At 62.4% G+C, this 14,115-nt stretch carries 13 protein-coding genes; 9 read left to right on the plus strand and 4 right to left on the minus strand.

What is annotated here, in order from left to right; translation table 11 throughout:
* Window positions 1–6 precede the first annotated feature (6 nt).
* Complete coding sequence (locus ACNFCJ_RS18600) at window positions 7–999, plus strand: DUF481 domain-containing protein (RefSeq protein ID WP_416772945.1); 993 nt, start codon at window positions 7–9, stop codon at window positions 997–999.
* Window positions 1,000–1,128: 129 nt separating this feature from the next.
* A complete protein-coding gene (locus ACNFCJ_RS18605; protein WP_416772947.1) occupies window positions 1,129–2,142 on the plus strand; it encodes a DUF481 domain-containing protein in 1,014 nt (337 codons plus the stop codon).
* 61 nt (window positions 2,143–2,203) lie between these two features.
* Here ACNFCJ_RS18605 and ACNFCJ_RS18610 read toward each other — a convergent pair whose 3' ends face one another.
* Window positions 2,204–3,466, minus strand: a complete 1,263-nt coding sequence (locus ACNFCJ_RS18610) for a uracil-xanthine permease family protein (RefSeq protein ID WP_416772949.1) — start codon at window positions 3,464–3,466, stop codon at window positions 2,204–2,206.
* A gap of 1 nt (window position 3,467) precedes the next feature.
* Window positions 3,468–4,106, minus strand: coding sequence for a uracil phosphoribosyltransferase (gene upp, locus ACNFCJ_RS18615; protein WP_041977009.1), 639 nt, complete (start codon window positions 4,104–4,106; stop codon window positions 3,468–3,470).
* Between the two features lie 238 nt (window positions 4,107–4,344).
* Between upp and ACNFCJ_RS18620 the strand changes: the two genes are divergently transcribed.
* Window positions 4,345–4,902, plus strand: a complete 558-nt coding sequence (locus ACNFCJ_RS18620) for a hypoxanthine-guanine phosphoribosyltransferase (RefSeq protein WP_179575653.1) — start codon at window positions 4,345–4,347, stop codon at window positions 4,900–4,902.
* Between the two features lie 60 nt (window positions 4,903–4,962).
* Here the strand turns inward: ACNFCJ_RS18620 and dauA are convergent, their stop codons facing one another.
* On the minus strand, window positions 4,963–6,702 hold the full coding sequence (gene dauA / locus ACNFCJ_RS18625; RefSeq protein WP_416772952.1) for a C4-dicarboxylic acid transporter DauA: 1,740 nt from the start codon (window positions 6,700–6,702) through the stop codon (window positions 4,963–4,965).
* Between the two features lie 172 nt (window positions 6,703–6,874).
* Between dauA and ACNFCJ_RS18630 the strand changes: the two genes are divergently transcribed.
* Window positions 6,875–7,162 carry a PA4642 family protein gene (locus ACNFCJ_RS18630; protein ID WP_092380120.1) on the plus strand — a complete coding sequence of 96 codons (288 nt, stop codon included), beginning with the start codon at window positions 6,875–6,877 and terminating at the stop codon, window positions 7,160–7,162.
* A gap of 133 nt (window positions 7,163–7,295) precedes the next feature.
* Here the strand turns inward: ACNFCJ_RS18630 and rpsT are convergent, their stop codons facing one another.
* A complete protein-coding gene (rpsT, locus tag ACNFCJ_RS18635) occupies window positions 7,296–7,574 on the minus strand; it encodes a 30S ribosomal protein S20 (RefSeq protein WP_003243036.1) in 279 nt (92 codons plus the stop codon).
* A gap of 191 nt (window positions 7,575–7,765) precedes the next feature.
* On the opposite strand from rpsT, the gene murJ reads away from it, so the two are divergent.
* From murJ to ACNFCJ_RS18660, 5 genes are all read left to right on the plus strand, one after another.
* On the plus strand, window positions 7,766–9,307 hold the full coding sequence (gene murJ, locus ACNFCJ_RS18640; RefSeq protein ID WP_416772954.1) for a murein biosynthesis integral membrane protein MurJ: 1,542 nt from the start codon (window positions 7,766–7,768) through the stop codon (window positions 9,305–9,307).
* Between the two features lie 79 nt (window positions 9,308–9,386).
* Entirely contained in the window at window positions 9,387–10,337 is a 951-nt protein-coding gene (gene ribF / locus ACNFCJ_RS18645; protein ID WP_416772955.1) for a bifunctional riboflavin kinase/FAD synthetase, read from the plus strand.
* A complete protein-coding gene (ileS, locus tag ACNFCJ_RS18650) occupies window positions 10,334–13,165 on the plus strand; it encodes an isoleucine--tRNA ligase (RefSeq protein WP_416772957.1) in 2,832 nt (943 codons plus the stop codon). The genes ribF and ileS overlap by 4 nt, the downstream gene beginning before the upstream one ends.
* Window positions 13,158–13,667 carry a signal peptidase II gene (gene lspA, locus ACNFCJ_RS18655; protein WP_416772959.1) on the plus strand — a complete coding sequence of 170 codons (510 nt, stop codon included), beginning with the start codon at window positions 13,158–13,160 and terminating at the stop codon, window positions 13,665–13,667. The genes ileS and lspA overlap by 8 nt, the downstream gene beginning before the upstream one ends.
* Entirely contained in the window at window positions 13,664–14,110 is a 447-nt protein-coding gene (locus tag ACNFCJ_RS18660) for an FKBP-type peptidyl-prolyl cis-trans isomerase (protein ID WP_416772961.1), read from the plus strand. The genes lspA and ACNFCJ_RS18660 overlap by 4 nt, the downstream gene beginning before the upstream one ends.
* The last annotated feature ends 5 nt before the right edge of the window (window positions 14,111–14,115 follow it).

Here is a 14,115-nt window from a genome sequence, read left to right on the forward strand (position 1 = left end):
TTCATCATGCGCGTACTACTCGCCTTGTTCCTTTCTACCCTGGCAGCCCCGATCTGGGCCGATACCGTCTGGCTGAACAACGGTGACCGTCTCAGCGGTGAGATTATCCTGCTCGATGGCGGCAAGCTGGCGCTCAAGACCAAGTATGCCGGCCAGGTGCTGATCGACTGGAAGGATATCGATACCCTCAGCTCGGACAAACCCCTGCTGGTGCGCCGCAGCGGTTTCGACAACGAACGCAGCGAAAGGTTGGCAGCAGCCGGGGCGGGCATGGTCCGAGTGCAGGGGGAGCGCGAGTACACCCTGCCGCTGGCGCAGATCAAACGGCTGATTCCGCCGCGGCCAGTGCTGGAAGACCGCCTCTGGGAGGGCAACCTCGACGCCAAGCTGGATATGAAGCGCAACCAGAACGATGTCGATGAATGGAAGCTCAAGGGTGACACCCGGATCGAACACGGGCGCTGGCGCCATGTGCTCAGTGGCGAACTGGAGCGCGAAACCAAGAACGACAGGAAGGTCGAGGACAATTGGGAGCTGGAATACGACCTCGATCGTTTTCTCTCCGAGCATTGGTTCTGGCGGGTTGGCGTGGAGCAGGCCGAGGACGAGTTCGAAGCCATCGACCGTCAGCGCATCGTCGGTACTGGCCCGGGTTATCGTTTCTGGGATGACGAGCTGGGGCGTTTTGACCTGATCGGCCAGTTCAACCGTGTACGCCTTGAGTCTGATATAGCCGACCTGGCCTTCAACACGACGTCGCTGGAACTGGATTACAAGCGCCTGCTGTGGGGCACGCGACTGGAGTTCTACGCCAATGCCGAATTGCAGGTTCCGCAAATCGATGAGATCGACTACGTGCTTGATAGTGAGTTCGGCTTGCGCTATCGGCTCAATCAGTGGACGCGCCTTTCTCTTTTGTATGAACTGGACCAGTTGCGTGGACAGGGGCGTACGGTGTCGGACCGGCATTACCTGATCGGTGTGGGCGTCGGTTGGTGACGCCCCTCTACAGAGCACCGCTCGACGGAAAAAGCTGAACTCTGCGAATCAGGCCCGGTCAGCTGTTGCTCTGGCGCCGGGGTTGCGGATAATGCCCGGCTTTCGTCCACCAACGCCGTTGCCCAACTTATGTCGCGCTCTATATCGCTGTCCCTGCTAGGCCTGAGCATCGCTCTGTGCAGTTCCGCCGCCTTCGCCGATACCGTCTGGCTGAAGAATGGAGACCGTCTCTCCGGCACCATCCGCTTCTTCGACGGCAGTAAGCTGCTGCTGGAAACCGACTATGGCGGCTCCATTCCGCTGGACTGGAAGAAAATCGCCACCCTGGAAAGTGATCACGAGCTGCTGGTCAAGCTAGGTCCGGTGGATGGCGAGCGCGCCAAGTCGCTGCTGGCTGCCGAACCTGGCAAGGTGACCCTGGCCAATGGCGAAGCGCCGAAGACCATCGAGCTGACGCAGATCGAACAGATCATGAAGCCCAAACCGCTGGTGGAGGATTTCACCTGGAAGGGTAATATCGACCTTGGTCTGGACTACAAGCGCGGCGAGCGTGACTCCGACGACTACGACGTCGATATCAAGACCCAGGCCCGTCACGGTCTTTGGCGGCATAACGCAATTGCCGACTATAACCGCGAGCTGAAGAACGACGTGGTCAGCACCGACAACTGGAGCGCCGAATACGCGCTCGACCGTTTCCTTACCGAGAAATGGTTCTGGCAGGGACGCTTCGAGTACAAGCGCGACCGCATTGAGGAAGTGCAGCGTCAGCGTACCCTCGGTACCGGTCCCGGTTACCAGTTCTGGGATGACGAGCTGGGCGCGTTCTCCATCGCCACCCTGGTCAACCGTAGCGATTACCGCTATAGCAATGGTGAGCAGGACCGCTTCTATGCGATGAGCGTGAAGTGGGACTACAACCGCTACCTGATCGGCAAGACCGTCGAGCTGTTCAGTGTCGGTGAGCTGGGTAAACCCCTCGAAGGGGTTGCCGATTACACCCTGGATGCCGAAGTTGGTCTGCGTTACAAGGTGACCGATTGGGCGTCGCTGAACATGAAGGCCGAGAAGGATATGGTCAGCGGTGCCGAGGGGGATCTGGACGAAACCCGTTATACCCTTGGCTTCGGTGTCGGCTGGTAACCGCCCCCGGTAAACGAAAAAGCCCGCGATCTGCTCGCGGGCTTTTTATTGGTCGGCGTAATCAGGCTTCTTCCGCGTCCCGCTTCTTCCAGCCTGCGCCACCTGGCAGCACCAGGTTGAGCAGCAGCGCGCTTATGGCGCACAGGGAAATCCCCGACAGGGCGAATTCCTTGCCGCCGATGACCATGCCGCCGATGCCGAATACCAGGGTCACCGAAACGATGATCAGGTTGCGCGCTTCGGAAAGGTCGACCTGGTGGCGAATCAGGGTGTTGAGGCCGACCACGGCGATGGAGCCGAACAGGAGGCACAGAATGCCGCCCATTACCGGGACCGGAATACTCTGCAGGGCCACGCCGAACTTGCCGATGAAGGCCAGGGCGATGGCGAATACCGCAGCCCAGGTCATGATCTTCGGGTTGTAGCTCTTGGTCAGCATCACCGCACCGGTGACTTCGGCGTAGGTGGTGTTGGGTGGGCCGCCGAACAGGCCGGCTGCCGACGTGGCGAGGCCATCGCCAAGCAGGGTGCGGTGCAGCCCGGGCTGCTTGACGAAGTTCTTGCCGGTGACGTTGCCGATGGCGACCACGCCGCCGATGTGCTCGATGGCTGGCGCCAGAGCGACCGGTACCATGTACAGGATCGCGCCCCAGTGCAGTTCCGGTGCGATGAAGTTGGGTACGGCGAGCCAGGCGGCTTGTTCAACGGCGCTGGTGTCGATCACCCCGAGCACGGCAGCGATGGCGCAGCCGACCGCGATGCCGGCCAGGATCGGCACCAGGCGGAAGATGCCACGGCCCAGCACGGCGACCAGCAGGGTGGTGATCAGAGCGGGCATCGAGATCATCATCGCGGTGCTGTAGGGCACCAGCTCGACACTGCCATCACCGGCCTTGCCCATGGCCATGTTGACCGCGACCGGCGACAGCGCCAGGCCGATGGAAATGATCACGGGCGCGATCACTACGGGGGGTAGCAGGCGGTCGATGAAGTTGGGGCCGCGCAGTTTGACCAGCGCTGACAGCAGGATGTAGACCAGGCCGGCGGCGATCACGCCCCCCATCACGGCGGGTAGGCCGAACTCGCCCTTGGCTGCCAGGATCGGCGCGATGAAGGCAAAACTCGAAGCCAGGAACACCGGTACCTGACGCTTGGTGACCAGTTGGAACAGCAGGGTACCGATGCCGGCAGTGAACAGCGCGACGTTGGGGTCCATGCCTGTGATCAGCGGCATCAGTACCAGCGCGCCGAAGGCCACGAACAGCATCTGTGCGCCGGAGATGCCCTGGCGCCACAGTGGATCGTTGAATTCCGTTTGCGACATGTCAGGCGTCCTTTTGCTTGGTGCCGAAGATCTTGTCGCCGGCATCGCCCAGGCCCGGAATGATGTAGCCGTGTTCGTTCAGACACTGATCGATTGAGGCGGTGAAGATGGTCACGTCCGGATGAGCCTGCTCGACTGCCTTGATGCCTTCGGGAGCGGCAACCAGGACCATGGCGCGAATGTCCTTGCAGCCGGCCTTCTTCAGCAGGTCGATGGTGGCGACCATCGAGCCACCGGTGGCCAGCATCGGGTCGATGATCAGGGCCAGGCGCGAGTCGATTTCCGGAGCGAGCTTTTCCAGATAGGTGTGTGCTTCGAGCGTCTCTTCGTTGCGCGCCACGCCCACTGCGCTGACCTTGGCACCGGGAATCAGGCTGAGCACGCCGTCGAGCATGCCTATGCCGGCACGCAGGATGGGGACTACGGTGATCTTCTTGCCGGCGATCTTCTCTACCTGAACGGTGCCCGCCCAGCCTTCGATGTCGTAGGCTTCCAGAGGCAAGTCGTTGGTGGCCTCATAAGTCAGCAGGGCGCCCACTTCCTGGGCCAGCTCACGGAAATTCTTGGTGCTGATATCGGCGCGGCGCATCAGGCCGATCTTGTGACGGATCAGCGGGTGGCGGATCTCGCGAGTGGGCATGGGCTGGGATCTCCAACGGGGCTCTGGGAAAAATCGCGTTAGATTAAAGCATTGCTCATGCCAAGTGGTGGGTGACTGATGAGTCACGATGCCCTGCGCTGTGCATCGGCTACGCTGGTCAGTCGATACTTGGCAAGTGCTGCACGGGTCTGTACCTTTGCCCGCTTTTATTTGACGGCTCGATCAGCTTTCAGGCTGTTCGCCGCCATTCATCAGTCCGATCAAGAGAGAGCACACCATGTCCGCCGATCTCGCGCACATTCGCCAAATCATGGCGGAAGCCGACTGCCTGTTCACCGAAGCCGAGGTGGAAGCGGCCATCGACAGGGTTGCCAGCCAGATCAACGCCGAGCTGGCCGAGCGCAATCCGGTGGTGTTCTGCGTGATGAACGGCGGCCTGATCTTCTCCGGCAAACTGCTGACCAAGCTGAACTTCCCGCTCGAGGCGTCCTATCTACACGCGACCCGTTATCGCAATGAAACCAGCGGTGGCGAACTGTTCTGGAAGGCCAAGCCGGAAGTTTCCTTCATCGACCGCGATGTGCTGATCGTCGACGACATCCTCGATGAAGGGCACACCCTCGGTGCGATCATCGATTTCTGCCGCCATGCCGGTGCACGTGCCGTGCATACCGCGGTGTTGATCGACAAGGAGCATGACCGCAAGGCGCGTCCGGATCTGAAAGCCAATTACGTGGGCCTGCAGTGCATTGACCGTTACATCTTCGGTTATGGCATGGACTACAAGGGCTACTGGCGCAACGCCGCTGGCATCTACGCGGTCAAGGGGCTGTAAGCGCTTGTAACGCGTAGGGTGCGCTACGCGCACCTGATTTCCTCGGTGCGCAAGGCGAGCCTATTCGGCTAGCGGTTTTGGCGCTGTGTCATCCAGCCAGCGCAAGGCTTTCTCCCGCGCTTGTGGTAGATCGTGCACGTAGGCCAATTGCCCGGCGCGTCGGTGAATGCCGGCGCGGCGTAGTTGCAGCCGTACCTGCGCCGTTGGCCCGCTCAGAATCAGTGCCACATTCTGCTGGCGATAGTCACGCAGCACGTTGTCCAGCGCGGCAATGGCCGTCATGTCCAGCAGTGGCACGGCGCTGATATCGACGATGACTATCTTCACCCCCGGCGTGAAACGCCGCAGCACGCTCAACGCCTTTTCTGCCGCGCCAAAGAACAGCGGGCCGCGAATGGCGTAAGCCAGCACGTGCTCGGGCAGATCCAGCAAGGCCTGACGTTGCTGCCGATTCAGCGCCGCGGTGTCGGTCAGCTCGCTCATGCGCTTGATGAACAAGCCGGCCGCCAGCAGCAGGCCCACGGCCACGGCCAGCACCATGTCGAACAGCACCGTTAGTACCAGGCAAGTGAGCAGCACCAGCACATCGCTGCGTGGGGCGATGCGCAGGGTGTGGACGACGTGGTGGGGTTCGCTCATGTTCCACGCCACCATCAGCAGCAGTGCTGCCAGGGCGGCCATGGGCAGATAGCTGAACAGCGGCGCGAGCAACAGAATCGCCGCTAGCACCACGCCCGCGTGAATCAATGCCGCCAGCGGGGAAAAAGCGCCGGCGCGGACGTTGGCGGCGGTGCGGGCGATGGCAGCGGTGGCGGTGATGCCGCCAAAGAACGGCGCGGCCAGGTTGCCGAGGCCCTGGCCGATCAGTTCGGCGTTAGGGTCATGCTTGCTGCCGGTCATGCCGTCGGCGACGACGGCGCACAACAATGACTCGATGGCGCCGAGCATGGCGATGGCGAATGCCGGCGCCAGCAGTCGGCGGATCAGCTCGAATGACAATACAAGGGGTTGGCCGTCGGCGCCCGGCAGGTTCCAGGGTAACGCCAGATCCGGCAAGAAGGACGGGATACCGGGATATTCGATGCCGTCGAGCTGATAGCTGAAGCGCTCGCCCAATGTCGCCACGGGCAGCCCCAGGCGCTCCAGGGCCAGTGCTAGCAGCGCGCCCATCGCCAGGGCTACCAGGTGCGCGGGGACCTTCGGCACCAGGCGCGGCCAGAGCAGCAATGTTGCCAGGCAAGCGATACCGACCAGCGTGTCGCCCGGCTGCAGGCTGGGCAAGGCGCGGATCAGCAGGTTCACCTGTTCCAGAAGATGCTGGGATGTGCCGGCCAGGTGCAGGCCGAACAGATCCTTGATCTGCAGAACGGCAATGACGATGCCAATGCCGGCGGTAAAGCCCAGTGTTACCGGATAAGGCACAAACTCGATCAGGCGTCCGGCGCGTAGCAGCCCCAGGGTGATCAGGATCACGCCAGCCATCAGCGTACAAAGCAGCAAGCCGCCGAGACCGTACTGCTGGGTGATCGGCAGCAGGATCACCACGAAGGCGGCGGTGGGGCCGGAAATATTGAAGCGCGAGCCGCCGCACAGGGCGATCAGTGGTGCAGCGATCAGCACGGTGTAGAGGCCGTGCTGCGGTGCCACGCCCACGGCAATAGCCAGCGCCATGGCCAGTGGAATGGCAATGATGCCCACCGTCAGGCCGGCGCTCAGGTCGCCGCGTAGGGCCTTCCAGGAGTAGCCCGCGCGCAGGGTCTGGCGCCAGGCGGCGAACAGCGGCAACGATAGACGTGACATGCTGGCTCCCTAATGGCTTGGCGCATTATAGGAGCCAGTTCGTCGGGCGCGGCATGACCTAGGTCGGCTGTTGTGTCGATTGATCGCGTGTTAGCCTGCCCGGCTGCGCGTTGAGCCGCGCGCGGCTCGGCGTTAGACTGCCGGCCCTCTGTAATGCTGGCGGGAGCGGGCGATGCGTAAAGACAAGAAGCAGGTGATTGGTGAAGAAATCAGCGACGACTCGATCAAGCTGTTCCTTGCGGTGGAGCCAGCGGACGCCACGCCGCCTTCGCTGCACAAGCTGGTCAAGGCTTATCGCGGTCTGCGTATCGATGACTTCGAGCGTTTCGTGGGTTTCTTCGTCGCCGAAGGCTACGATCTCTCGGCCACCGATGCACAGGGTAATGATTTCATCGCGCTGATTCAGGATCAGCGCAATGCCGAGCCTTACATCGAGGTGATCAAGGCTGCTCGCGGCTGATTTTCGCTGTTTTCGAGAAATGCCCGCATTCCGCAAGGAGGCGGGCATTTTTCATGGCTGCACGGCTGCGGACTTGAATTTAGGGCAATAAAAAACCGGCCACCAGGGCCGGTTTTTCAAGAACCTGTCGCGATTAAGCGGCAGCAGCTTCACCCAGCGCCTTGATGTGCGCGTTCAGGCGGCTCTTGTGACGAGCGGCTTTGTTCTTGTGGATGATGCCTTTGTCAGCCATGCGGTCGATGACCGGAACAGCTGCAGTGTAAGCGGTTTTGGCAAGCTCGAGATCTTTGGCAGCAATAGCCTTGACTACGTTCTTGATGTAAGTACGAACCATCGAGCGCAGGCTGGCGTTATGGCTACGGCGCTTCTCAGCCTGTTTGGCGCGTTTTTTGGCAGAAGGTGAGTTGGCCACCGTCAAGCTCCTCGAAAACTGGGGGGTTACGACAAATAAGGCCGCGAATCATGCCGATCCATCTGCCTGCTGTCAAGTCTGATGACGCTTTCCTGTGCTGGCCTGACCAGTGGTGGCTCGCTACACTCGACGCCTTCGTTGGGCGGCGGATTGTCCGCTACTGCACCTCTTTATGGAAGCCGAAATACCCCATGAATCTCCTCAAGTCCCTGGCTGCCGTCAGTTCACTGACCATGGTTTCGCGCGTGCTGGGGTTCGTGCGCGACACCATCATCGCCCGCACCTTCGGGGCTGGAGTGGCGTCGGACGCCTTCGTGGTGGCCTTCAAGCTGCCCAATCTGCTGCGCCGTATTTTTGCCGAAGGGGCATTCTCTCAGGCCTTCGTACCGATTCTGGCTGAGTACAAGATGCAGCAGGGCGAGGAGGCTACGCGCACCTTCATTGCTTATGTATCAGGGTTGCTGACCCTGGTGCTGGCGCTGGTCACGGCCATCGGCGTGCTCGCAGCGCCCTGGATAGTCTGGGCCACGGCGCCGGGTTTTGCCGATGAGGCCGAGCGCTTCGAGCTGACCGTCGATCTGCTGCGGGTGACCTTTCCTTATATATTGCTGATCTCCCTGTCATCGCTGGCGGGCGCCATTCTCAACACCTGGAACCGTTTTTCGGTGCCGGCGTTCGTGCCGACGCTGCTCAACGTCAGCATGATCGTTTTCGCGTTGTTTCTGACACCTTATTTCGACCCGCCGATCATGGCGCTGGGCTGGGCGGTGCTGGTCGGCGGCCTGGCGCAATTGCTCTGGCAACTGCCGCACCTTAAAAAGATCGGCATGCTGGTGCTGCCGCGCCTGAGTTTCGGTGATCTGGGGGTCTGGCGCGTGCTCAAGCAGATGGGGCCAGCGATCTTCGGCGTCTCGGTGAGCCAGATTTCGCTGATCATCAACACGATATTCGCCTCCTTCCTGGTAGCTGGCTCTGTGTCCTGGATGTATTACGCCGACCGTCTGATGGAGCTGCCCTCAGGTGTGCTGGGCGTGGCGCTGGGCACCATCTTGCTGCCGGCACTCTCCAAGACCTATGCCAGCAAGAATCGCGACGAGTACCGTCGTCTGCTCGATTGGGGGCTGCGCCTGTGCTTTCTGTTGGTGCTGCCCTGCACGTTGGCGCTGGCGATTCTCGCCGAGCCGCTGGTGGTGTCGCTGTTCCAGTATGGCAAGTTCGGTGCAGAGGATGCGCTGATGACCCAGCGGGCGCTGGTAGCTTACTCGGTCGGCTTGCTGGCGTTGATTCTGATCAAGATCCTCGCGCCAGGCTTTTATGCCCAGCAGAACATCAAGACACCGGTACGCATCGCCGTGGTCAGCCTGCTGGCGACCCAGGTGATGAATGCGCTGTTCGTCTTTGGCCTGGGCATGGCGCACGTCGGCCTGGCGCTGGCGATCAGTCTGGCGGCTTGCCTGAATGCCGGCCTGCTGTACTGGCAACTGCGCCGCGCCGCTATCTTCCAGCCGCTGCCGGGCTGGGGACTGTTTCTGCTCAAGCTGGTGGTCGCGGTGGCGGTGATGGTCGCGGTGTTGCTGGGGCTGCTGAAGGTCATGCCCGCCTGGGCAGAAGGGGAGATGCTCGTACGCCTGTTGCGTCTCGGCGCGTTGGTAGCGGCTGGGCTGGTCGCCTACTTCGGCATGCTGCTGATATTGGGCTTTCGTCCGCGCGATTTTGCCCGGCGGGCCTTGTAGCGGTTCCAGGCGTCACGATGCCTGTTGTGCATGGCGTGCTGTGCGTATAATCGGCCACTTTGTGAACAAGAAGCGTGCTATGCAGCTGGTTCGAGGTCTTCATAACCTGCAGCCCCAGGCGCGGGGCTGTGTGGTCACCATCGGTAATTTCGACGGCGTTCATCGTGGGCACCAGGCCATCCTGGCGCGCTTGCGTGAGCGCGCGGCGGAGTTGGCCGTGCCCAGCTGCGTGGTGATTTTCGAGCCGCAGCCGCGTGAGTTCTTCGGCCCGGACACGGCGCCGGCGCGTCTGACTCGCCTGCGTGACAAGCTTGCCCTGCTGGCCGGCGAAGGCGTCGACCTGGTGCTGTGCCTGGCCTTCAACCGCCGCCTGCGCGAGTTGTCGGCCGCCGAGTTCGTCCAGCGTGTGCTGGTCGAAGGCCTGGGCGTGAAGGATCTGGAGATCGGCGACGATTTCCGCTTCGGCTGCGACCGTGCAGGGGATTTCGAATTTCTCCAGGCCGCCGGCCAGCGTTACGGCTTCAGCGTCGATGCCTCGACCACCGTCGAAGTGCTCGGTGGCCGGGTCAGCAGCACACGCGTGCGCCAGGCGCTGGCCGATGGCGATTTCAAACTTGCTGAAGCCTTGCTCGGCCGGCCGTTTCGCATCGCCGGGCGGGTGTTGCACGGGCAGAAGCTCGGCCGCCAGCTCGATGCGCCCACTGCCAACATCCAGCTCAAGCGGCGCAAGGTGCCGCTGACCGGCGTGTATCTGGTGAGCTGCGAAATCGATGGCGTGATTCAACCGGGCGTCGCCAATATCGGCGTGCGCCCCAGCGTTGCCGGTGACGGCAGCGCCCATCTGGAAGTGCACCTTCTGGATTTTGCCGGCGATCTGTATGGCCGGCGTCTCTCGGTGGCTTTCCACCACAAGCTGCGTGATGAGCAGCGTTTCGCCTCGCTGGAGGCCTTGAAGGCGGCGATTGCCGCCGATATCGCCGCTGCCCGTGAATATTGGCAGAGCCACCCGCTGATGAAGAGCCCGAAATGACCGACTACAAAGCCACGCTGAACCTGCCCGATACCCAGTTCCCGATGAAGGCCGGCCTGCCGCAACGCGAGCCGCAGACCCTGCAGCGTTGGAACGAGATTGGCCTGTATAGCAAGCTGCGCAAGATTGGCGAAAATCGGCCGAAGTTCGTCCTGCACGACGGCCCGCCCTATGCCAACGGCAGCATCCACATCGGTCATGCGGTGAACAAGATCCTCAAGGACATCATCACCCGCTCCAAGACCCTGGCCGGCTTCGACGCGCCCTACGTGCCGGGTTGGGACTGCCACGGCCTGCCGATCGAGCACAAGGTCGAAACCACCTTCGGCAAGAACCAGCCGGCGGACCTGACCCGCGAGCGCTGCCGCACCTACGCCAGCGAGCAGATCGAAGGGCAGAAGGCCGACTTCATCCGCCTCGGTGTGCTGGGTGACTGGGACAATCCGTACAAGACCATGGACTTTGCCAACGAGGCCGGCGAGATCCGCGCCCTGGCCGAGATGGTCAAGCAGGGCTTCGTGTTCAAGGGCCTGAAGCCGGTGAACTGGTGCTTCGACTGCGGCTCGGCGTTGGCCGAAGCCGAGGTGGAGTATCAGGACAAGAAGTCCGATGCCATCGACGTTGCCTTCCCCATCGAAGATGCAGACAAGCTGGCCGCCGCCTTTGGCCTCAGCGAGCTGAGCAAGCCGACCGCCATCGTCATCTGGACCACTACGCCCTGGACCATCCCGGCCAACCAGGCGCTCAACGTCCACCCGGAATTTACCTATGCCCTGGTCGACACCGGCGAGCGCCTGCTGCTGCTGGCTGAAGAACTGGTTGAATCCTGCCTGCAGCGTTACGGCCTGCAAGGTCAAGTAATCGCCACCGCGCAGGGCGCCGCACTGGATCTGATCCGCTTCCGCCATCCGTTCTACGAGCGTTTCTCGCCGGTGTACCTGGCCGAGTACGTCGAGCTGGGCGCCGGTACCGGTATCGTCCACTCGGCGCCGGCTTATGGTGAGGACGACTTCCGCACCTGCAAAGCTTACGGCATGAGCAACGACGACATTCTCAGCCCGGTGCAGAGCAATGGCGTGTACACCGCGGATCTGCCGTTCTTCGGCGGCCAGTTCATCTGGAAGGCCAACCCGGCCATCGTCGAGAAGCTGGCCGAAGTCGGCGCGCTGCTCAAGCACCAGCCGATCCAGCACAGCTACATGCACTGCTGGCGCCACAAGACGCCGCTGATCTACCGCGCCACCGCACAATGGTTCGTCGGCATGGATACCCAGCCGAAGCAAGGTGCGCCCCTGCGTGAGCGTGCGCTGGCCGCCATCGAGCAGACCCAGTTCGTCCCGGCCTGGGGCCAGGCGCGCCTGCACAGCATGATCGCCGGCCGGCCGGACTGGTGCATCTCGCGTCAGCGCAACTGGGGCGTGCCGATCCCGTTCTTCCTGCACAAGGCCACCGGCGAGCTGCACCCGCGCACCGTCGAGCTGATGGAGGAAGTCGCCAAGCGTGTCGAGCAAGAGGGCATCGAAGCCTGGTTCAAACTCGACGCTGCCGACCTGCTGGGCGCTGAGGCAGCTGACTACGACAAGATCAACGACACTCTCGACGTCTGGTTCGACTCCGGTACCACCCACTGGCATGTGCTGCGTGGCTCGCACGGCCTCGGCCACACCACCGGCCCGCGCGCCGACCTGTACCTGGAAGGTTCGGACCAGCACCGCGGCTGGTTCCACTCGTCCCTGCTGACCGGCAGCGCCATCGACGGTCACGCGCCGTACAAGGCACTGCTGACCCATGGCTTCGTGGTCGACGAGAACGGCCGCAAGATGTCCAAGTCGCTGGGTAACGTGGTTGCGCCGCAGGAGGTCAACGACAGCCTGGGCGCCGACATCATGCGCCTGTGGGTCGCGTCCACCGACTACTCCGGCGAGATGGCGGTGTCCAAGGTGATCCTGCAGCGCAGCGCCGATGCCTACCGCCGCATCCGCAACACTGCGCGCTTCATGCTGGCCAACCTCAACGGTTTCGATCCGGCCAAGGACCTGCTGCAGCCCGAGCAGATGCTCGACCTCGACCGCTGGGCCGTCGACGCGGCGCTGCGCCTGCAGGAAGAGATCATCGAGGCCTACGCCGACTACCGCTTCTGGAACGTCTACTCCAAGGTGCACAACTTCTGCGTGCAGGAGCTGGGCGGCTTCTACCTGGACATCATCAAGGACCGCCAGTACACCACCGCCGCCGACAGCGTGGCGCGTCGCTCCTGCCAGAGCGCGCTGTTCCATATCAGCGAGGCGCTTGTGCGCTGGATTGCGCCGATCCTGGCCTTTACCGCCGAGGAAATCTGGCAGTTCCTGCCGGGCGAGCGCAACGAATCAGTGATGCTCAACACCTGGTACGCCGGTCTGCAGCGTCTGCCGGAAGGCTTCGAGCTGGATCGTGCCTACTGGGACCGGGTCATGGAGGTCAAGGCTGCGGTCAACAAGGAGCTGGAGAACCTGCGCACAGCCAAGGCCATCGGTGCCAGCCTGCAGGCCGAGGTCACCCTGTTCTGCGACGACGCCAAGCAGGCCGACCTGGCCAGGCTCGGCGACGAGCTGCGTTTCGCCCTGATCACCTCGGCGGCGCAGACCGCGCCGCTGGCCGATGCGCCGGCCGATGCGGTGGTGACCGAGGTCGAGGGCCTGAAGCTGAAGATTCTCAAGTCCGCCCACGCCAAGTGCGGCCGTTGCTGGCACTTCCGCGCCGACGTCGGCAGCCATGCTGAACATCCGGAGCTGTGCGGCCGTTGCGTGAGCAACATCGAAGGCGAGGGAGAGGTGCGCAAGCATGCCTGAGTCCTCGCGTTTCGGGCATCTGCCCTGGTTGGTGCTGAGCGTGCTGATCCTGGTGGTCGACCGGGTGACCAAGGACATCTTCGAGGGCACGCTGAGCATGTATCAGCGTATCGAAGTCATACCGGGTTACTTCGACTGGACCCTGGCCTACAACACCGGCGCGGCATTCAGCTTCCTGGCCGATGCCGCCGGCTGGCAGCGTTGGTTCTTCGCCGCCATCGCCATCGTCGTCAGCGTCGTGCTAGTGGTCTGGCTCAAGCGTCTCAAGCGTCACGAGACGTTGCTGGCCGTGGCGCTGGCTATGGTTCTGGGCGGCGCGCTGGGTAACCTTTATGACCGCGTGGTGCTGGGCCACGTGGTCGACTTCATCCTGGTGCACTGGCAGAGCCGCTGGTTCTTCCCGGCGTTCAACCTGGCCGACACCTTCATCACCATCGGCGCCATCCTGCTGGCGCTGGATATGTTCAAGAGCGACAAGTCCGCGAAGGAGGCTGCGCAATGACAGACGTACGCATCGGTCCGGACAGGGAAGTGACCCTGCATTTCGCCCTCAAGCTGGAAAACGGCGATGTGGTCGACAGTACCTTCGACAAGCAACCGGCAACCTTCAGGGTCGGCGACGGCAACCTGCTGCCCGGTTTCGAACAGGCGCTTTACGGCTTCAAGGCCGGCGACAAGCGCAGCGTGCAGGTGCAGCCGGAGCAGGGCTTCGGCCAGCCCAATCCACAGAACGTGCAGATCATGCCGCGCAGCCAGTTCGACGGCATGGAGCTTTCCGAAGGCCTGCTGGTGATCTTCAACGACGCCGCCAATGCCGAGCTGCCGGGCGTGGTCAAGGCGTTCGACGACAAGCAGGTCACCATCGACTTCAACCATCCGTTGGCCGGCAAGACGCTGCAGTTCGATGTGGAAATCATCGAGGTCAAGGCGCTGGATGCGGTGTAGACTGA

The sequence above is a fragment of the Pseudomonas sp. NY15364 genome (assembly GCF_048068235.1).
GTDB classification, from domain to species: domain Bacteria; phylum Pseudomonadota; class Gammaproteobacteria; order Pseudomonadales; family Pseudomonadaceae; genus Aquipseudomonas; species Aquipseudomonas mendocina_D.